This is a genomic window from Streptomyces sp. NBC_00448, from assembly GCF_036014115.1.
Lineage (GTDB): Bacteria > Actinomycetota > Actinomycetes > Streptomycetales > Streptomycetaceae > Actinacidiphila.
In genome coordinates this window covers 3,752,763-3,770,480 of the sequence record NZ_CP107913.1, presented here as the reverse complement: position 1 = coordinate 3,770,480, position 17,718 = coordinate 3,752,763, and the positions used below count along the sequence as shown (strand labels likewise).

Sequence of the window (17,718 nt, the reverse complement as noted above, 5' to 3'; positions counted from 1 at the left end):
CTGGTCTGCTGGGTTCTGCTGGTGCGCGGAGCGTGGCCGCCCCGGTCAGGCGCCGGTGTTCGTGCGGCGGGTCCTGCGGCTGTGGGCGAGGGCGAAGGCCGCGGCGCCGAAGGCGAGGGCGGCCGCACCCAGCCAGGTGAGCAGCTGCGTGCCGTTGCCGCCGGTCGAGGCGAGCGTGCCGGTGGAGCCGGAGGTGCCGGAGCTTCCGCCGGCCGTGCTGCCGGCGCCGGTCTGGGTGGAGAGGTGGTTGCCGCCCGAAGTGCCGCCCGTGCTGGTGGTGCCGGCCGAGGACGTCGGGGTGGCCGTCGCGCCGCCCTTGACGTGGACGGTCACCGCGGCGGTGTTGTTCGTCAAGTCGGGGTCGAAGGGCAGCTTGCTGTCGTAGACGGTGGTGGCCCGGACCGCGCCCGTGGCGAGCGCGGGCGCGTCGGCGTCGATCCGCAGGGTGAACGGCATCTTCACGGTCGCACCGACCCGCAGCGGCGGGTTGACCCAGCAGATGTACTTGGGCGCCCCGAGCTCCTTGCCGCTGGGGCCGCCCTCTCCCCACGTGTAGCAGGGCTTGGGGATCTTCACCACGGTGGTGCCCTTGGGGACGTCGAACATGACGCCGAGCTGGTCGTCGGTGGTCTCGATGTCCACGATGGCCGGGCCCTTGTTCCGCATCGACGCGACGACCTGCACCGTGTCGCCGGGCTTGCCGCTGACGGTGTCCCCGCCGGCCGCGAGGTCCGCGGTGTTGTCGGTGTCGATCGTCCAGTCGGAGGTGTTCATCTCGCCGCTGGGGGCCGTGCCGTCCGGCACGAGCGAGAGCACCGGGCCGTCCGCGCGGGTGTTGTTGCCGGTCGGCGTGCCCGGCTTCGGGCTGACCTGGAAGCGGACCAGGTCCCACAGCGCGCCGCTGGTCACGTCGATGCCCACCGGGGCGGAGAGCCGGTACTTCTTGCCGGGCTCGATGGTGGTGGCGAAGTGGCAGACCGCGTTGTTGTTCAGCGTCGGAAAGCCGTTGTCGATGGTCTGCTTGCTGTAGACGCAGTTGGAGAAGTGCTGCGCGTAGCCGAGCCCCTCGGTGGTGGTCACCCGCAGGTCGGCGCCGTCCGCCGGGAGCTGCCCGGTGTTCGCGATGGTGAGGGGCGCGTCGAGGCTGTCGCCCGGCTTGGCGTGGTCGACCTTGGTCGGCTCGTTGACCACCAGCCCGACCGCGCCGACGGTGACCCGCACGGTGAGAGGGGTGATCGTCGCGTTGTCCGCGGTGCCGGACAGGACCGCGGTGCCCGTGGTGCCCAGCGCGGCGCCCGGCTTGGCGTGGAGGTCGACCAGCCCGCCTGTGCCGCCGACGCCCAGCTCGGCGCTCTTCCAGGTGACGGTGTCGTCCGGGTACCCGTCGTCGGCGGTGATGAAGGAGCTGATCCCGGAGAGGTCCAGCGAGACGACCACGTTCGTGACGGTCGGGCCGTTCTTCGGCGGGGCGAGCGCCCAACTGATCTGCGGCGGGTCCCCCGAGTTGTCCGGCTGCGGCACCCCCACGCTGGTCTTCTGTATCTGAAATGCCAGGGTGGGCCCGTCGGCCGCGTGCGCGGGCGCCTGCACCGCGGCGGCGCCGAGCAGCGCGACCGCGAGGGCGGTCAGCGCGGCGGCCGAACGGCGCCAGTTGAGGAGCGGAATCACGGGATCTTCCCCCAAGTCCCTTGGAGCATGGCGGTGGTACGGAACACCCCTTGCGACCCTCGGCCCCGGCAAAAGGTTGTGCTCAGCGGAATGACATCTGGTTTAACGAAAATCTGAGAATCGCGAAGTAGTCTCCCTCCCCAGCGCTTGGCCGGCGCCGCCGTACTACCGGGACGGCGGGCCGGGACGACGACGGAGGGAGCGCGACGTGGTGCGCGGGGCCTACACATTGGCGCGGGTGGCGGTGACGGTGCGGGTGGCGGCGGTCTGGCTGTGGTGGCTGGGCGTGATCGCCGCGGTGCCGGGCACCGCCGTGACGTTCAGCCCGACCGGCCGCCGGATCGGCGTGCTGGCCGGTGCCGCGCTGTTCATCATCGCCGCGGTGACGGCCTTCCTCGTCCGCGGCCGCCGGCACGCCGAACGTGCCAAGGCCGCCTCGCGTGCGGCGAAGTCCGTCTTCCTCCAGGACCGCAGGGTCACCGCCCGGGCGTGGCTGCGCCGCCGCCGCTGGTGGCTGCTGCTGGTGTTCGTGGTCGCCGCCGCCGCGAACGTCGTCCTGCCCTGCGCGGCGGGCATGCTCCTCGGGGGCGTCGGCGCCGGGCTGTGGCTGCGGTCCCGCCGGGTCGCCCGCATCGAGCGCTCCCACGACGCCCTGCTGTGGTTCCGTCCCGACGGCGACCCCGCGCTCTACCAGCTCACGGGGATCGCCGCCGGCGACGCGGCTCCCGGGGGCGGCAGGCGCCGCCCCTGACCCCGGGGCCGCCGCGTCGCCCCTCCGTCCTTACGACCGCAACCGCAGGGACGGGAATCCGGCACCGCTCTCCGCGAGAAGCTCCTCCTGGGTCTGCGCCGCCCGCACGGGCGAGAACGCGACCGCGCCGTCGGGCAGGACGCAGTACCCGTACACCGCGGGGCGGGGCAGGGAGTTGTAGGCGAAGTGGTTGGAGAAGTAGTACGCACCGGTGTCGAGCAGCGCCACATGGTCGCCCGCCTCCAGCAGCGGCAGGGCGCGCCCCTTGGCGACGAGGTCGCCGGCGAAGCAGCACGGGCCGGCCACGTCCTGGACCACCGGCTCGCCCGTCTTCTCCGCGCCCTCGGCGTCGAGCGCGAGCACGCGGATCGGCCAGGAGTCGGGCACGAACACCGTACGGGTGGCCACCTGGGCGCCGGCGTGGGTGACGGCGATCGGCCGCCCGCCGGCGGACTTCGCGTACTCCACCCGCGCCAGCACCGTGCCGTTCTTGGCGAGCAGGGAGCGGCCGAACTCCGTGACGATGCCGTAGCGCCCGTCGAAGAGCCCGGGGATCTCGGCGCGCAGCAGGTCGGCGTAGTCGGCGAAGGACGGCACCGTCGCGTCGGAGCCGAAGTTCACCGGCAGGCCGCCGCCGATGTCGAGCGCGGTGACCTGCTGCCGTCCGGCGGCGGCGTTGATCCGCTCGGCCAGCTCGTAGGCCGCCCGCACCCCGGCGACCATCAGTTCCAGCGGCACGCCTTGTGAACCGGTGTGGGTGTGCAGCCGGTTGAGCCACGGCCGCCGCGCGTACGCGTCCAGGACCCACTCCAGTGCGCCCGGGTCGCGCAGCGCCACGCCGAACTTGGAGGTGGCGGTGGCCGTGCTCATCGCCCCGATGCTGCCGCCGCCGACCTGCGGGTTGACCCGGAGGCCGACGGGCGAGGCGACGGGCGAGTCGGCGGGCGCCGACTCGCGCAGCCGGTCGATCCGGGCCAGCTCCTCGGGGTTGTCGGCGTTGACCGCGATACCGAGTTCGAGCGCCTCGCGCAGTTCGGCGAGAGTCTTGGCGGGGGAGTCCAGCACGGTCCGCTCCGCCGGGATGCCGGCCGCGCGGGCCAGCGCGAGCTCGCCCGGGCTGGCCACCTCCGCGCCCAGCCCGCACTCGGCGAGCAGCCCGAGCACCGGCACGAGCGAGGCGGCCTTCACCGCGAAGGTATGAGTCACGGTCACACCAGGGGTGGCGAACGCGGCATGCAGGGCCGTCGCCGAGGCGGCGATGCCCGCGATGTCCAGCAACCCGACCACCGGTTCGGCCTCCCCGGCCAGCCCCTGCTCCACCGCGGCCCGCAGCGCGTGCCCCCGCCGTATCCCCAGCTCATCCGTCATGCCCGCCATCCCACCACCTTCCCGCGCGGGACTTCCACCCGGGTCCTGTTGACTAGAGGTATTCATCAGACGAGGATGTGAATATCTTGCTACGGGTGCGCCGCCCGGCGGCGCGCGCACCGTCTTCCGCCACCACGCCGCCACCACGAGGAGGCTTGCCCGATGACCGGACCGAGGCCGGTACGCGCACCGCGCGGCACGGAACTGAGCGCCCAGGGTTGGCAACAGGAAGCCGCGCTGCGGATGCTCCAGAACAACCTGGACCCCGAGGTCGCCGAGCACCCCGACAAGCTCGTCGTCTACGGCGGCACCGGCAAGGCCGCCCGCGACTGGAACTCCTTCGACGCCATGGTGCGCACCCTGCGCGGCCTGAAGCAGGACGAGACCATGCTCGTCCAGTCCGGCCGCCCGGTCGGCGTCATGCAGACCCACGAGTGGGCGCCCCGGGTGCTGATCGCCAACTCCAACCTGGTCGGCGACTGGGCCAACTGGGAGGAGTTCCGCCGCCTCGAAGCCCTCGGCCTGACCATGTACGGGCAGATGACCGCGGGTTCGTGGATCTACATCGGCACCCAGGGCATCCTCCAGGGCACCTACGAGACCTTCGCCGCCGTCGCCGCCAAGCGGTTCGGCGGCAGCCTGGCCGGCACCATCACCCTCACCGCCGGCCTCGGCGGCATGGGCGGCGCCCAGCCGCTCGCGGTCACCATGAACGGCGGCGTGGTGATCTGCGTCGACTGCGACCCGCGCGCCATCGACCGCCGGATCGAGCACCGCTACCTCGACGTGCGCGCCGACTCCCTCGACCACGCGCTGCGCCTGGCCACCGAGGCCCGCGACGCCCGCCGCCCGCTGTCCATCGGCGTCCTGGGCAACGCCGCCGAGGTCGTGCCGCGACTGCTCGCCATGGGCGCCCCTATCGACGTGGTCACCGACCAGACCTCCGCACACGACCCGCTCGCCTACCTCCCGCTCGGCATGGACTTCGCCGACATGGCCGACTACACGGCCGAGAAGCCCGCCGACTTCACCCAGCGGGCCCGCGAGTCCATGGCCCGGCACGTGGAGGCGATGGTCGGCTTCCAGGACGCCGGCGCCGAGGTCTTCGACTACGGCAACTCCATCCGCGGCGAGGCCAAACTCGCCGGATACGAGCGGGCGTTCGCCTTCCCCGGCTTCGTGCCCGCCTACATCCGCCCGCTGTTCTGCGAGGGCAAGGGTCCCTTCCGCTGGGCCGCCCTGTCCGGCGACCCCGCCGACATCCACCACACCGACCGGGCGATCCTCGACCTGTTCCCCGAGAACGAGTCGCTGGCCCGCTGGATCAAGCTGGCCGGCGAACGCGTCCACTTCCAGGGCCTGCCCGCCCGCATCTGCTGGCTCGGCTACGGCGAACGGGACCGCGCCGGCGAGCGGTTCAACGAGATGGTCGCCGACGGCACCCTCAAGGCGCCCGTCGTCATCGGCCGCGACCACCTCGACGCCGGCTCCGTCGCCTCCCCTTACCGGGAGACCGAGGGCATGCTCGACGGCTCCGACGCCATCGCCGACTGGCCGCTGCTCAACGCCATGGTCAACGTCGCCTCGGGCGCGTCCTGGGTCTCCATCCACCACGGCGGCGGCGTCGGCATCGGCCGCAGCATCCACGCCGGGCAGGTCACCGTCGCCGACGGCACGCCGCTCGCCGCGGAGAAGATCCGCCGGGTGCTCACCAACGACCCCGGGATGGGCGTCATCCGCCACGTGGACGCCGGATACGACCGCGCCGAGGAAGTGGCCCAGGAGCGGGGCGTGCGGGTGCCCATGCGGGAAGGCGACGCCACATGAGCGACGCCGCGCAGAGCCCGGAGGACCGGCGCCGGCCCGCCGCGACGCCAGGGCGGCGACGTGACCCGGCCGCGGAGCCGCCGGTGCGGGCCCCCGGGTTCCAGACGATGTGGCGGGAGCTGGCCGCGGTCGGCCGCGACGCCGGCAGCGGCGGCTACCGCCGCTACGCCTGGACACCCGCCGACACCGACTGCCGCGCCTGGTTCCGCGAGCAGGCCGGCGTCCGCGGCCTGGACTACGAACTCGACCGCAACGGCAACCAGTGGGCCTGGCTCGGCGACCCCGCGGCCGGCGACGCCGTGGTCACCGGCTCGCACCTGGACTCCGTGCCCGACGGCGGCGCCTTCGACGGCCCGCTCGGCGTCGTCTCCGCGTTCGCCGCGATCGACGAGCTGCGCGCGCGGGGCGCCGCGCCGCGCCGGCCGCTCGCGGTGGTGAACTTCGGCGACGAGGAGGGCGCCCGCTTCGGTCTGGCCTGCGTCGGCTCCCGGCTGACCGCGGGCCGGCTCACCGCCGAGGCCGCGCGCGAACTGCGCGACGCCGACGGTGTGACGCTCGCCCGCGCGATGGAGCGGGCCGGACACGACCCCGACGCCATCGGCGCCGACCCCGAACGCCTCGCCCGCGTCGGCGCGTTCGTCGAACTGCACGTGGAGCAGGGCCGCGCCCTCGACCTCGGCGGCCACCCGGTCGGCGTGGCCTCCGCGATCTGGCCGCACGGCCGCTGGCGCTTCGACTTCCGCGGCGAGGCCAACCACGCGGGCACCACCCGGCTGGAGGACCGGCACGACCCGATGCTGACCTACGCCGGCACGGTGCTCGCCGCCCGCGAACAGGCCCGGCTGGCCGGCGCGCTCGCCACCTTCGGCAAGGTCGCCGTGGAACCGGGCGGCGTCAACGCCATCGCCTCCCTGGTCCGCGGCTGGCTCGACTCCCGCGCCGCCGACGCGGAGACCCTCGCCGCGGTCGTGGCCGGGATCGAGCGGGCCGCCAGGGACAGCGGTGCCCGCGACGGCGTCGCCGTCGACGTGGTCCGCGAGTCCTTCACCCCGGAGGTCGAGTTCGCGCACGCCTTGCGCGACCGGCTCGCCGCGCTGCTCGGCGCGGACACGACGCCCGCCCCGGTGCTGCCGACCGGCGCGGGACACGACGCCGGAATCCTCGCCACGGCGGTGCCGACCGCCATGCTGTTCGTACGCAACCCCACCGGCGTCTCGCACTCGCCGGCGGAGTTCGCGGCCGAGGACGACTGCGCCGCGGGCGTCACCGCGCTCGCCGACGTACTGGAGGAGCTCGCGTGCCGGTGACGTACTGGCTGGAGCACGCCTGGCTGGACCCGCTGGTCGAGCCAGGCGTGCTGCTGACCGCCGACGGCGGCCGGATCATCGAGGTCCGCACCGGCGCCGCCACCCCGCCGCCGGGCGCCACCGTGCTGCGCGGCCTGACCGTGCCGGGCCTGGCCAACGCGCACAGCCACGCCTTCCACCGCGCGCTGCGCGGCACCGCCCAGGCCGGCGGCGAACCCGACACGCCCCCGTCGGGGCGGAGCGACCCGGCGGTCGGCGCTCTTCGTCCGCCGACCTCGTTCTGGACCTGGCGCGAGACCATGTACGCCACCGCCCTGCACCTCACCCCCGACTCCTACTTCGACCTGGCCCGCGCGGTCTACGCCGAGATGGCGCTCGCGGGCATCACCTGCGTCGGCGAGTTCCACTACCTGCACCACCAGCCGGACGGCACCGCGTACGCCGACCCCAACGCGATGGGCGAGGCACTGATCGCGGCCGCCGCCGCAGCGGGCATCCGGATCACCCTGCTGGACACCGCCTACCTGCGCGGCGGCCTGACGGCGGACGGCTACCTCCCGCTGGAAGGCGTGCAGCGGCGCTTCGGCGACGGCACGGCCGACCGGTGGTACGACCGCTGGTCGCGGCTCCGGGGCGGCGAGCACGCCAGGATCGGCGCGGCCCTGCACTCCGTGCGGGCCTTCTCCGACCGCGACGGCTACACCGCCTTCGCGGAGCGCACCAGGGACGTGCCGGTCCACGTGCACCTGTCCGAGCAGCCCGCCGAGAACGAGGCGTGCCTGGCCGTGCACGGCCGCACCCCGGCCCGACTGCTCGCCGACGCGGGCCTGTGGGGGCGGAACACCACCGCGGTGCACGCCACCCACCTCACCGACGACGACATCGCGGTGCTCGGCGGGGCCCGCACCACGGTGTGCATGTGCCCCACCACCGAGCGCGACCTCGCCGACGGGATCGGCCCCGCGCCCGCGCTTCAGCGGGCCGGCAGTCCGCTGACCCTGGGCAGCGACAGCCACGCCGTGGTGGACCTGCTGGAGGAGGCCCGCGCGATGGAGCTGAACGAGCGGCTGCGCACCCGGACCCGCGGCCACTGGTCCGCCGCCGATCTGCTGCGCGCGGCCACCGCCGACGGCCACGCCTGCCTCGGCTGGCCCGAGGCGGGCCGCCTTGAGCGGGGCGCGCTCGCCGACTTCACCACGATCGCGCTGGACTCGGTCCGTACCGCGGGGCCGCCGCCCCGGCTCGGCGCCGAGACCGCGGTATTCGCGGCGACCGCGGCGGACGTCCGGCACACGGTGGTGGCGGGCCGTCAGGTCGTGGCGGACGGACGGCACCTGCTCGTGCCGGACGTGGCGGGTGCGCTGGCCACCGCGATCGCCGCCGTGCGCGGCTGAAGGCGGGGCGCGCGCGTGCGAAGCCCGTCCGGCCGTCGCCCGCCGAGCCGCCATCCCGACCCGCGGGGACACCGGAACCCGCCGGTCGCGGCCGCGCCGCGGAGGACCCCCGTGCCCCCGCGAAACGGCCCCGAACCCCGGCGGGCGCCCACGCCACCGCGGGCGCCCACGCCCGCGCGAGCACCACGAAGGAGCAGGCCATGACGGTCAGCACGGCCATCACCGACATCGGCAGCCTGATCACCAACGACCCCTCCCTCACCAGCGCGGACAACCCTCTCGGCCTGATCCAGGACGCCGCCGTCGTCATCGAGGGCGACCGCGTCGTCTGGACCGGTGCTTCCAGCAAAGCACCCACCACTGACAATCGGGTCGACGCCGGCGGCCGCGCACTGCTGCCCGGGTTCGTGGACTCCCACGCGCACCTGGTCTTCGCGGGCGATCGCGGCGCGGAGTTCGCCGCGCGGATGTCCGGGCGCCCGTACAGCGCGGGCGGCATCCGCACCACCGTGGCGGCCACCCGGGCCGCCTCCGACGCCGAACTCGCCCGCAACCTCGCCCGCTACCTCGCCGAGGCCCGGCGGCAGGGCACCACCACGGTCGAGGTCAAGTCCGGCTACGGCCTCACCGTCCACGACGAGGCCCGCGCGCTGCGGATCGCCGCCGAGCAGACCCCGGAGACCACCTACCTCGGCGCCCACGTCGTCGCCCCCGAGTACGCCGACGACCCGGCCGGGTACGTCGCCCTCGTCACCGGCCCGATGCTCGACGCGTGCGCGCCCCACGCCCGCTGGGTGGACGTGTTCTGCGAGCGGGGCGCCTTCGACGGCGACCAGGCGCGCGCGGTGCTCGAAGCGGGGCTCGCCCGCGGCCTGACCCCGCGCGTGCACGCCAACCAACTCGGCCACGGCCCGGGGGTCCTGCTCGCCGTCGAACTCGGCGCCGCCTCGGCCGACCACTGCACCCACCTCACGGACGCCGACGTGGACGCCCTCGCGAGCGGCGGGACCGTCGCCACGCTGCTGCCCGGCGCCGAGTTCTCCACCCGCGCCGCCTACCCCGACGCCCGGCGCCTCCTCGACGCGGGCGCGACCGTCGCGCTGTCCACCGACTGTAACCCCGGATCGTCGTTCACGTCCTCGATGGCCTTCTGTGTCGCCGTCGCCGTCCGCGACATGGGCATGACCCCCGACGAGGCGGTCCGCGCGGCCACCCACGGCGGCGCGCGCGCCCTGCGCCGTACCGACGTCGGGACGGTCGCCCCCGGCGCCCGGGCCGACCTCCACCTGCTGGACGCACCCACCCATGTGCACCTCGCCTACCGGCCCGGGGTCCCGCTCACCGCGGCGGTGTGGCAGGCGGGCGAGCGGGTCCGCCCGGACCAGCCGCTGCTGTGACCGCGTGCCGGTGCCGTGACCGTACGGCGGCGGACCGGCTGCGTGCCGGTGCCGTGACCGTACGCCCCCGCGCGCGACCGGGGGCTCAGGCCCTGGCGGGCGGCACCCGCAGGATGCGCAGCAGGGTCGAGGTGAGGGCCTCGCGCAGTTCGCGGTCGGTGAGGTCCATCAGCTCGGCCAGGCAGTCCGGCACGGTGAACACCGCGTTGTAGGCGAGCCGTTCGGCGCCGCTGGGCTGCTCGCCGAAGAGCAGGTGGAGGCCGCGCTCGCGCATCGTGAGCACCTGGGTCTTCTCCGGGTGCACGGGCCGCTCGGGGTCGGTGGAGGCCATCACCATGTTCTGCCGGTTGGCGACGAGGAAGTCCACGAAGCCGTGCACCACGTGCTCGATCCTGGCCCGCCGGCCGCGCAGCGCCGCCGCTTCGTCCAGCAGCGTGCCCATCCGCTCGATGCCGGGCATCAGGGCCGCGTGCAGGATGTCGTTCTTCGCCCGGAAGTGGTAGTAGACGGCCGCCTTCGTCAGACCCAGCTCGTCGGCGATCATCTGGAGCGAGGTCGCGCTGTAGCCGAGTTCGGAGAAGAGCCGCTGGGCCGTGTCGAGGATCTGCTGCCGTGTCTGCTCGGCCTGCGCCGCGCGACTGGTCAGGCCCTTGGCCGACGTCGCCATGGCTGCGTTCCTCCTTCGTCCCCCTTGAGTCCGCAGCATACAAGCCACCGGACCCGTCGTCACCAGATCGCACACCGAGGTGCCGACCTGCCGCCGGACCGGCCGCTCCACCTGCGCGCCCGCGTCGGCCGGCTGATCGCGGCATGACGATTTCACCGGCCTCCGGCTGGTGAATCACCTGCCGCTGGCCAGTCATTCACTTGACGAGCGGCTAGTGAATGCTTAGCGTCGTCGAGCAGGTCGGCAACCGCGCCGACCTGCCGTTCGGATGTACGGGAGACGTGGGGAAGTCACTTATGTCCAGCTATCTGTACCGCCTCGCCCGCTTCTCCTACCGGCGACGCGTCCTCGTTCTCGTGCTGTGGCTGGTGGCCGCGATCGCCGCCGTCACGATCGCCCAGGTGAGCGGCGGCAAGACCAACGACGACTTCACGATCCCGGGCACCGAGGCGCAGAAGGCGTCCGACGTGCTGAGCGCCAAGCTCCCCGCCTTCAGCGGCGGGCAGAGCACCATCGTCTTCGCGGCCAAGAAGGGCGCCACGCTGACCACGCCCGCCGCCCGGGACGAGATCCGTACGGCGATGACCAAGCTGTCGTCCGTGCCGCAGGTGTCGAAGTCCGTGGACCCGTTCACCGGGCGCCTGGTCTCCAAGGACGGCCGGATCGCCCTCGGCCAGGTCCAGTGGACCGCGAAGCCACCGGACGTCAAGGACGCCAATCTCGACGCCATGCAGGACGCGATGAAGCCGGTGCGCGCCGCCGGCCTGCAGGTCGAATACAACGGCAGCGTCTTCCCGGGCTGGCGTTTCGAGGTCTCCGAGACGCCTGAACTGATCGGCCTGGTGATCGCGTTCGGGATTCTCATGGTCACCTTCGGCGCGTTCGCCGCCGCCGGCATGCCGATCATCAGCGCGATCATCGGGGTGATCACCACCCTGATGGGCGTCACGGCGGCGGCCTCGGTCATCACCATCGCCTCCGCCTCCACCACCGTCGCCCTGATGCTCGGGCTGTCCTGCGGTATCGACTACGGCCTGTTCATCCTGTCCCGGCACCGCGCCAACCTGCTGCGCGGCGTGCCGCCGGAGGAGTCCGTGCCACTGGCGATGGGTACCGCGGGCAGCTCGGTGGTCTTCGCCGCGCTCACGGTGATCATCGCGCTGTGCGGGCTGACCGTGGTCGGCATCCCGTTCCTGACCGTCATGGGCCTGGCCGCGGCCGCCTCGGTCCTGGTGGCGCTCCTCATCGCGCTCACCCTGCTGCCCGCGCTGCTCGGCTTCGCCGGGCGCCGGGTGGCCCGCTTCAGCCGGCTGCCGAAGTTCGGCGCGCACGCCGAGCGGGTGGCCCGCCGCACCGCCGCCGACCCGAACAGCACCGCGGGCGCCGGCTGGTCGCGGTTCGTCGTACGCCACCGGGTGCTGGTCACCGTCGTCGGCGTGGTGCTGCTCGGCGTGCTGGCGATCCCCGCCACGAGCATCCGGCTCGGTCTGCCGTCCGGCGCCTCGCAGCCGACCGACAACACCCAGCGCAAGGCGTACGACCTGACCACCGAGGGCTTCGGCGCCGGCTTCAACGGCGCGCTGCTGATCGTCGCCCAGGACGTCTCCTCGCCGTCGGACACGCTGAAGATCTCCGCCGCGCTCGGCCGGCAGGCGGACGTCGTCCAGGTCACCCCGATCGCCGCGCAGAACGGCGTGGCGCTGATCCGGGTGATCCCGAAGTCCGGGCCGAACGACTCCGCCACGCAGGACCTGGTGCACACCCTGCGCGACAACCGGACGACGATCGAGTCCGGCACCGGCGCGCACATCCTCGTCGGCGGCACCACGGCGTCCAACATCGACGTGTCCGCGAAGCTCTCCAGCGCGCTGCCGGTCTTCCTGATCGCCGTCGTCGGCCTGGCGTTCGTCCTGCTGACCTTCGCCTTCCGGACCATCCTGGTGCCGCTGAAGTCGATCGTCGGCTTCCTGCTGTCGATGGCCGCCGCGCTCGGCGCCCAGGTGGCGGTCTTCCAGTGGGGCTGGGGCCGGCACCTGCTGGGCATCACCCCGAGCGAGACGATCAGCTTCCTGCCGATCATCATGCTCGCGATCATCTTCGGACTGTCCAGCGACTACGAGGTGTTCGTCGTCTCGCGGATCAAGGAGGAGTTCACCCGGCACGGCGACGCCCGCGCGGCCGTGCAGCGCGGCACCGCGCTGTCGGCCCGGGTGGTCACCGCGGCCGCGCTGATCATGTTCTCGATCTTCGTGGCCTTCATGTTCACCAGCAATCCGACCATCCAGGCGATCGGCTTCAGCTTCGCGGTCGGCGTGTTCCTCGACGCCTTCGTGGTGCGGCTGACCCTGGTCCCCGCGGTGATGGCCCTCATCGGCGGGCGGATCTGGTACCACCCGAAGTGGTTCGGCCGCTGGGTGCCCGACTCGGACATCGAGGGGCAGCGCCTCGAAAAGCGGCTGGCCGACGGGGACTTCGGCGCCGAGGCGGCGAAGGCGGCGGAGAAGTCGAACGTGGCGGGCCGGTAGCGGCAGGCGCGCGCGGACGTGCGGGTGGCCGGCCGTCCGCGCGCCCGCCGGGCACCTGGCCGGCGGTCAGAGCAGGGACGTGCCCAGCCACACGGCCACCGCGGCCGGCACCAGCAGGGCGATGTTCAGCCCGATCTCCTTGACCTCGCCGCGCGACAGGTGCAGCGCCATGCCGCCGATCTGCACCAGGACCAGGCCGCCCGCGGCCGCGACCGCGAGCCCGACCGCTATGCCGGTCAACGGCGGCAGCACGAGCCCGAGCGCGCCGAGCACCTCCAGGGCGCCGATCGCCCTGACCCGCGGCATGGGCACCTGGTCGACCCAGCCCATCATCGGCCGCAGCCGCTCCTGGTCCTGCAGGAGCTTCTTGCCGCCCGCGTAGGCGTAGAACACGGCCAGCAGCACGGCGACGACCCAGTACGCGACATGCACGGCGACTCCCAATGGTTACGAACCGTAAGTTGCCTCATCATGTGTCACTGTCGGGAGGTCCACAAAAGGCACACGCGTGTGCTCTACGCACAGCGGATGTGCCCTACGGCGACACGCACAGGGGGCCGTCATGGCGCGGTACGAGCACACCTGCATGATCCGGGGCGACGGCGGCCGGGCGATCCGCGCGATCCTGGACCGGATCTGCGACAAGTGGACGATGCTGGTCGTGGCCACGCTCGACGACGGGCGGATGCGCTTCACCGAACTGCACCAGCACATCCCCGGCATCTCGCAGCGGATGCTCACCTTGACGCTGCGCAACCTGGAGCGGGACGGGCTGGTCTCCCGCACCGCCTACGCGGAGGTCCCGCCGCGCGTCGAGTACGAACTCACCGTCCTGGGCAAGAGCCTCATCCCGCCCGCGCTGACGCTCGCGAGCTGGGCCGTCGAGCACAACGAGGAGATCGAGACGAGCAGGTCCGAGTACGGCAACCGGCCCCGCTGACCACCCCGACGGGGGCGTTCTGCGGGGCCGGTGGCCCGCCGGGGCGGGCGGGTCCTAGTCCTCGACCAGCAGGCCGCGGCGCAGCCGGGCGAGGGTGCGGCTGAGCAGGCGGGAGACGTGCATCTGGGAGATGCCCAGCTCCTCGCCGATCTCGGACTGGGTGAGGTTGCCGACGAAGCGCAGCGAGAGGATGGTCCGGTCCCGGGCCGGCAGCTTGGCGATCAGCGGCCTCAGCGACTCGATGTACTCGACGCCTTCGAGGTCGTGGTCCTCGTAGCCGATCCGGTCGGCGAGCGCGCCCTCGGGGTCGTCCTCGGTGGGCTGGGCGTCCAGCGAGCTGGCGGTGTACGCGTTGCTCGCCGCCATGCCCTCGATCACCTCGTGGTCGGGCAGGTCGAGCCGGTCGGCCAGTTCGCGCACCGTCGGACTGCGGTCGAGCTGCTGGGCCAGCTCGTCGCCGGCCTTGGCGAGGTCCAGCCGCAGCTCCTGGAGCCGTCGCGGCACCCGCACCGACCACGAGGTGTCGCGGAAGAACCGCTTGATCTCGCCGACGATGGTGGGCATCGCGAAGGTCGGGAACTCCACCCCGCGGGCCAGCTCGAAGCGGTCGATCGCCTTGATCAGGCCGATCGTGCCGACCTGGACGATGTCCTCCATCGGCTCGCTGCGGCTGCGGAACCGGGAGGCGGCGAACTTCACCAGCGCGAGGTTCAGCTCGACGAGCGTGTTGCGGACGTAGCTGTACTCGCCGGTGCCCTCCTCCAGGGACTGGAGGCGGCCGAAGAGCGTCTTGGACAGCGCCCGCGCGTCCACCGGGCCGATCTCGTCGTAGGGCGGGATCTCGGGCAGATCGTCGAGTTCGAGGCCGTGGTGTTCGAGGCCGTGGTGTTCGACGTCGGCGTGGTCGTGCTCGCCGTGGTCGAGATCGGCGTGTTCGTGGCCGATGTGTGCCGCCTCGTGCGTCTCCTCGCCGAGCATCCCCTCCCAGCGGGTGGGGAAGCCCCCCTGTCGCTCCTGGTCCTGATCCGGGCCGAGCCGGGGTGTCATGCGCTCATCCCTCTCTTGCGGCGCGGGTGTCTTTCCTCTGCCGTACTTCAGCCCTACCGCCATCCGGCGGTGTCCCGCAAGTCCGGGGGCTTGCCGGATCGACTACCGCGCGCACCCGGGAACGCGTAGGGTCGGCCTCGCGTCACCCGGGGGCGCAGGGTGTGTGACCAGGGACGCAGCGAGGGAGAGCAGATGGACCACGAGGCGGTGGGCACCGCCGGTCTCGGCCGGCTGCACGTCGAGGTGGGGCAGCAGGGCAGCAGTACCGTTTTCACCCCGTCGGGAGAGCTCGACCACCACACCGCCGACCTCCTCGCCGAGCCGATGACCGCGGCCGTCGACGGGGGCGCGATCCGTCTGGTGGTGGACTGCTCGGGCCTGGAGTTCTGCGACTCCACCGGGCTCAACGTCCTGCTCGGGGCGCGGCTCCAGGTCGAGGCGCGTGGGGGCGCGGTGCACCTGGCAGCCATGCGGCCGACGGTCGCACGGGTATTCGAGATCACCGGCGCAGACGCGGTGTTCACCGTGCACGAAACGCTCGACCAGGCACTTCAGGAGTAGCGGGGTCGGGGACGGGGGCAAGCTGCATGAGAGGAACCAGCCGGATCGCACGCGCATTGGTCACCTGTGGCGCGTGTTCCCGGAGATCGACCGGGCAGAAGACAGTTCGGACCCAGCCGGACATCCGTGAGGTGAGGCCAAGATGAGCACCACCCGGCCGTACGCCGCGGGTGACCACGCCCCCGACGCGGGCGACGGCGACGGCGAGAGCGAGTCGGACGTGGATCTGCGGGCGCCGGAGCCGGTACGGCGGCTGGCGCTTTCCGGGGAGAGCGGGATCGTGCCGCGCGCCAGGGACTTCACCCGCCAGGCGCTGCGCGACTGGGGCTGGCTGCCCGGGTCCACCGCCGACCGCAAGGCCGCCGCCGAGGACGTGCTGCTGGTCGTCTCCGAACTGGTCACCAACGCGTGCCTGCACGCCGGGGGGCCCGAGGAGCTGCGACTGCTGCGCAACGGCAAGGCGCTGCGCCTGGAGGTCGTCGACGGCGGCAGCGGCGAGCCCGCGCCGCGCTCCCCGCACCGCGCGGGCCGTCCCGGCGGCCACGGCATGTTCATCGTGCAGCGGCTCTGCCTGGACTGGGGCGTGGTCCGCGACGGCGAGCGCCCGGGCAAGACCGTGTGGGCGGAGCTGGCGGCTCCGCAGTAGCCGTCTCCGCGCCGCAGCGGGCGGGGGCAAGGACGGAACGGTGGTCCCGACCGCGGCCGGCGCTCGGAGGGCCGCCGCGCTACGGCCTGGTCAGCGCGGCCATGAGCGCGTCCAGCGCCGCCGGGTACGCCCCCTCGCCCGGCGTGCCGTAGCCGATGATCAGACCCTGCGGGCGGTCCGCCGCCGCTGACGGCCGCGCGGGTCCCTGCTCGCGCGGCCCCTCCTCGTGCGGTCCGTCGCTCTCGTGCCAGTGGTCGCCCAGCGTGCCCACCGCCAGCCCCAGCCGCTCCGCGCGCCGCCGGATCTGGGCCTCCGCCGGTTCGCCCGGTGGCAGGGTCAGCAGGGCGTGCAGGCCCGCAGCGATCCCGTCCAGGCCGTACGGCCCGCCCTCGCCGCCTTCGGGCCCCGTGCCGTACGCCCGCCGCAGCCGCGCCACCAGCAGGTCGCGGCGCCGGCGGTAGCGCAGCCGGCCGGCCCGCACCTGGCGGTCGTAGCCGTGGTCGCGGATCAGCTCGGCGAGGGTGAGCTGGCCCAGCGCGCCGGTGTGGAAGTCGCTGTGCAGCTTCTCCTCGGCGACAGGCGCCACCAACCGCGGCGGAAGCACCATCCAGCCCAGCCGCAGCGCCGGGCCGAGCGTCTTGGAGGCGGTGCCGACGTACACCACGTGGTCGGGCGCGGTGCCCTGGAGGGCGCCCACCGGCTGGCGGTCGTACCGGAACTCCCCGTCGTAGTCGTCCTCGACCACCAGGCCGCCGGTCTCCCGTGCCCAGGCGGTCAGCGCATGGCGGCGCGAGGGGTGCAGGGTCACGCCCGTCGGGTACTGGTGCGCGGGGGTGACCACGACCGCGTCCACCGCGCCCGCGCCCATGGCGAGCCGGTGGGTGCGCGCGCCGAGTTCGTCGGTGGGCAGCGGGACCACCCGGCCGCCGGCCCGCCGGACCACCTCGCGGTGGAAGGGCAGCCCCGGGTCCTCCATGGCGACCGTGCGCGCCGTGACCCGCACCAGCAGCGCGAGCGCCTGGACGTATCCCGAGGTGACGATGATCCGCCCGGGCTCCGCGACCACCCCGCGGGTCCGCCCCAGGTACTCCGCCAGCGCCGTCCGCAGCTCGATCCGGCCGCGCGGGTCGCCGTAGTCGTACGCGGCCGAGGGAGCCGCGCCCAGGGCCCGCCGGGTCGCCCGCATCCAGGCGGCGGTGGGGAAGGAGGTCACGTCGGGGCTGCCGGGCCGCAGGTCGTGGCGGGGTACGGGGGCAGGGCCGCCGCCGTCGCCCGGGTGGGCGGCCGGCGGTCCGGGCCGGTCGGCGACCACGGTGCCCGAGCCCTGCCGCGCGTCGAGGTAGCCCTCGGCCACGAGCTGGTCGTACGCGGCCTTGACGGTGCCGCGCGCCACCCCGGTGTCGGCGGCGAGCCGGCGGGTGGACGGCAGGCGCGCGCCCGGGGCGAGCCGGCCGTCGCGGACCGCGCCGCGCAGTGCCCGCTCCAGCGCGGCGCGGCGGCCGCCCTGCCCCGGGCCGGTCGGCAGGTCGAGGTGCAGGTCCACACCTGCGGCATCCGTCGAAGTGGGCCAGGATTCGCGCATGGAAATGGATCTTATCCGCGGTCCATTCCGGTTCTAGG

General features: G+C 73.6%; 15 protein-coding genes. 9 read left to right on the top strand and 6 right to left on the bottom strand.

What is annotated here, in order from left to right:
- Nucleotides 1-45 precede the first annotated feature (45 nt).
- On the bottom strand, nt 46-1,668 hold the full coding sequence (locus OG370_RS15895; protein WP_328464761.1) for an LPXTG cell wall anchor domain-containing protein: 1,623 nt from the start codon (nt 1,666-1,668) through the stop codon (nt 46-48).
- 208 nt (nt 1,669-1,876) lie between these two features.
- Between OG370_RS15895 and OG370_RS15890 the strand changes: the two genes are divergently transcribed.
- Nucleotides 1,877-2,419, top strand: coding sequence for a hypothetical protein (locus OG370_RS15890; protein WP_328464759.1), 543 nt, complete (start codon nt 1,877-1,879; stop codon nt 2,417-2,419).
- Nucleotides 2,420-2,449: 30 nt separating this feature from the next.
- Here OG370_RS15890 and OG370_RS15885 read toward each other — a convergent pair whose 3' ends face one another.
- Nucleotides 2,450-3,796 carry a diaminopimelate decarboxylase gene (locus tag OG370_RS15885; protein ID WP_443060680.1) on the bottom strand — a complete coding sequence of 449 codons (1,347 nt, stop codon included), beginning with the start codon at nt 3,794-3,796 and terminating at the stop codon, nt 2,450-2,452.
- Between the two features lie 153 nt (nt 3,797-3,949).
- Here OG370_RS15885 and hutU point away from each other — a divergent pair, with 153 nt between their 5' ends.
- The 4 genes from hutU to hutI all read left to right on the top strand — a co-directional run bounded on the left by hutU (nt 3,950) and on the right by hutI (nt 9,712).
- Complete coding sequence (gene hutU / locus OG370_RS15880; protein ID WP_328464755.1) at nt 3,950-5,614, top strand: urocanate hydratase; 1,665 nt, start codon at nt 3,950-3,952, stop codon at nt 5,612-5,614.
- A gap of 107 nt (nt 5,615-5,721) precedes the next feature.
- Entirely contained in the window at nt 5,722-6,921 is a 1,200-nt protein-coding gene (locus OG370_RS15875) for an allantoate amidohydrolase (protein WP_328474145.1), read from the top strand.
- Nucleotides 6,912-8,315 carry a formimidoylglutamate deiminase gene (locus tag OG370_RS15870; RefSeq protein WP_328464753.1) on the top strand — a complete coding sequence of 468 codons (1,404 nt, stop codon included), beginning with the start codon at nt 6,912-6,914 and terminating at the stop codon, nt 8,313-8,315. Before OG370_RS15875 ends, OG370_RS15870 begins: the two co-directional genes overlap by 10 nt.
- Before the next feature lie 200 nt (nt 8,316-8,515).
- Nucleotides 8,516-9,712 (top strand): imidazolonepropionase, encoded by a 1,197-nt coding sequence (gene hutI, locus OG370_RS15865; protein ID WP_328464751.1) that lies wholly within the window; start codon nt 8,516-8,518, stop codon nt 9,710-9,712.
- An 85-nt stretch (nt 9,713-9,797) separates the two neighbouring features.
- Here the strand turns inward: hutI and OG370_RS15860 are convergent, their stop codons facing one another.
- Nucleotides 9,798-10,379: a TetR/AcrR family transcriptional regulator gene (locus OG370_RS15860; protein WP_328464749.1), complete on the bottom strand. Its 582-nt coding sequence runs from the start codon at nt 10,377-10,379 to the stop codon at nt 9,798-9,800.
- Nucleotides 10,380-10,597: 218 nt separating this feature from the next.
- Between OG370_RS15860 and OG370_RS15855 the strand changes: the two genes are divergently transcribed.
- Nucleotides 10,598-12,904, top strand: a complete 2,307-nt coding sequence (locus OG370_RS15855) for an MMPL family transporter (RefSeq protein ID WP_328464747.1) — start codon at nt 10,598-10,600, stop codon at nt 12,902-12,904.
- A gap of 66 nt (nt 12,905-12,970) precedes the next feature.
- Here the strand turns inward: OG370_RS15855 and OG370_RS15850 are convergent, their stop codons facing one another.
- Nucleotides 12,971-13,336 carry a DoxX family protein gene (locus OG370_RS15850; RefSeq protein ID WP_328464745.1) on the bottom strand — a complete coding sequence of 122 codons (366 nt, stop codon included), beginning with the start codon at nt 13,334-13,336 and terminating at the stop codon, nt 12,971-12,973.
- Between the two features lie 130 nt (nt 13,337-13,466).
- Between OG370_RS15850 and OG370_RS15845 the strand changes: the two genes are divergently transcribed.
- Nucleotides 13,467-13,844: a winged helix-turn-helix transcriptional regulator gene (locus tag OG370_RS15845; protein ID WP_328464743.1), complete on the top strand. Its 378-nt coding sequence runs from the start codon at nt 13,467-13,469 to the stop codon at nt 13,842-13,844.
- A gap of 54 nt (nt 13,845-13,898) precedes the next feature.
- Here the strand turns inward: OG370_RS15845 and OG370_RS15840 are convergent, their stop codons facing one another.
- On the bottom strand, nt 13,899-14,822 hold the full coding sequence (locus OG370_RS15840; RefSeq protein WP_328474143.1) for an RNA polymerase sigma factor SigF: 924 nt from the start codon (nt 14,820-14,822) through the stop codon (nt 13,899-13,901).
- Nucleotides 14,823-15,083: 261 nt separating this feature from the next.
- On the opposite strand from OG370_RS15840, the gene OG370_RS15835 reads away from it, so the two are divergent.
- Both OG370_RS15835 and OG370_RS15830 read left to right on the top strand, forming a co-directional pair.
- Entirely contained in the window at nt 15,084-15,452 is a 369-nt protein-coding gene (locus tag OG370_RS15835; RefSeq protein WP_328464741.1) for an STAS domain-containing protein, read from the top strand.
- Between the two features lie 142 nt (nt 15,453-15,594).
- On the top strand, nt 15,595-16,098 hold the full coding sequence (locus OG370_RS15830) for an ATP-binding protein (protein ID WP_328464739.1): 504 nt from the start codon (nt 15,595-15,597) through the stop codon (nt 16,096-16,098).
- A gap of 79 nt (nt 16,099-16,177) precedes the next feature.
- On the opposite strand, the gene pdxR is transcribed toward OG370_RS15830, so the two are convergent.
- On the bottom strand, nt 16,178-17,680 hold the full coding sequence (gene pdxR, locus OG370_RS15825; RefSeq protein WP_328464737.1) for a MocR-like pyridoxine biosynthesis transcription factor PdxR: 1,503 nt from the start codon (nt 17,678-17,680) through the stop codon (nt 16,178-16,180).
- Between the last annotated feature and the right edge of the window lie 38 nt (nt 17,681-17,718).

Coding starts and splice junctions, on each gene's coding strand:
- OG370_RS15885 (WP_443060680.1), bottom strand. CDS start 3,796: ATGGCGGGCATGACGGATGAGCTGGGGATACGGCGGGGGCACGCGCTG.
- hutU (WP_328464755.1), top strand. CDS start 3,950: ATGACCGGACCGAGGCCGGTACGCGCACCGCGCGGCACGGAACTGAGC.
- OG370_RS15875 (WP_328474145.1), top strand. CDS start 5,722: ATGTGGCGGGAGCTGGCCGCGGTCGGCCGCGACGCCGGCAGCGGCGGC.
- hutI (WP_328464751.1), top strand. CDS start 8,516: ATGACGGTCAGCACGGCCATCACCGACATCGGCAGCCTGATCACCAAC.
- OG370_RS15860 (WP_328464749.1), bottom strand. CDS start 10,379: ATGGCGACGTCGGCCAAGGGCCTGACCAGTCGCGCGGCGCAGGCCGAG.
- OG370_RS15855 (WP_328464747.1), top strand. CDS start 10,598: ATGCTTAGCGTCGTCGAGCAGGTCGGCAACCGCGCCGACCTGCCGTTC.
- OG370_RS15845 (WP_328464743.1), top strand. CDS start 13,467: ATGGCGCGGTACGAGCACACCTGCATGATCCGGGGCGACGGCGGCCGG.
- OG370_RS15840 (WP_328474143.1), bottom strand. CDS start 14,822: ATGCTCGGCGAGGAGACGCACGAGGCGGCACACATCGGCCACGAACAC.
- OG370_RS15835 (WP_328464741.1), top strand. CDS start 15,084: ATGGACCACGAGGCGGTGGGCACCGCCGGTCTCGGCCGGCTGCACGTC.
- OG370_RS15830 (WP_328464739.1), top strand. CDS start 15,595: ATGAGCACCACCCGGCCGTACGCCGCGGGTGACCACGCCCCCGACGCG.
- pdxR (WP_328464737.1), bottom strand. CDS start 17,680: ATGCGCGAATCCTGGCCCACTTCGACGGATGCCGCAGGTGTGGACCTG.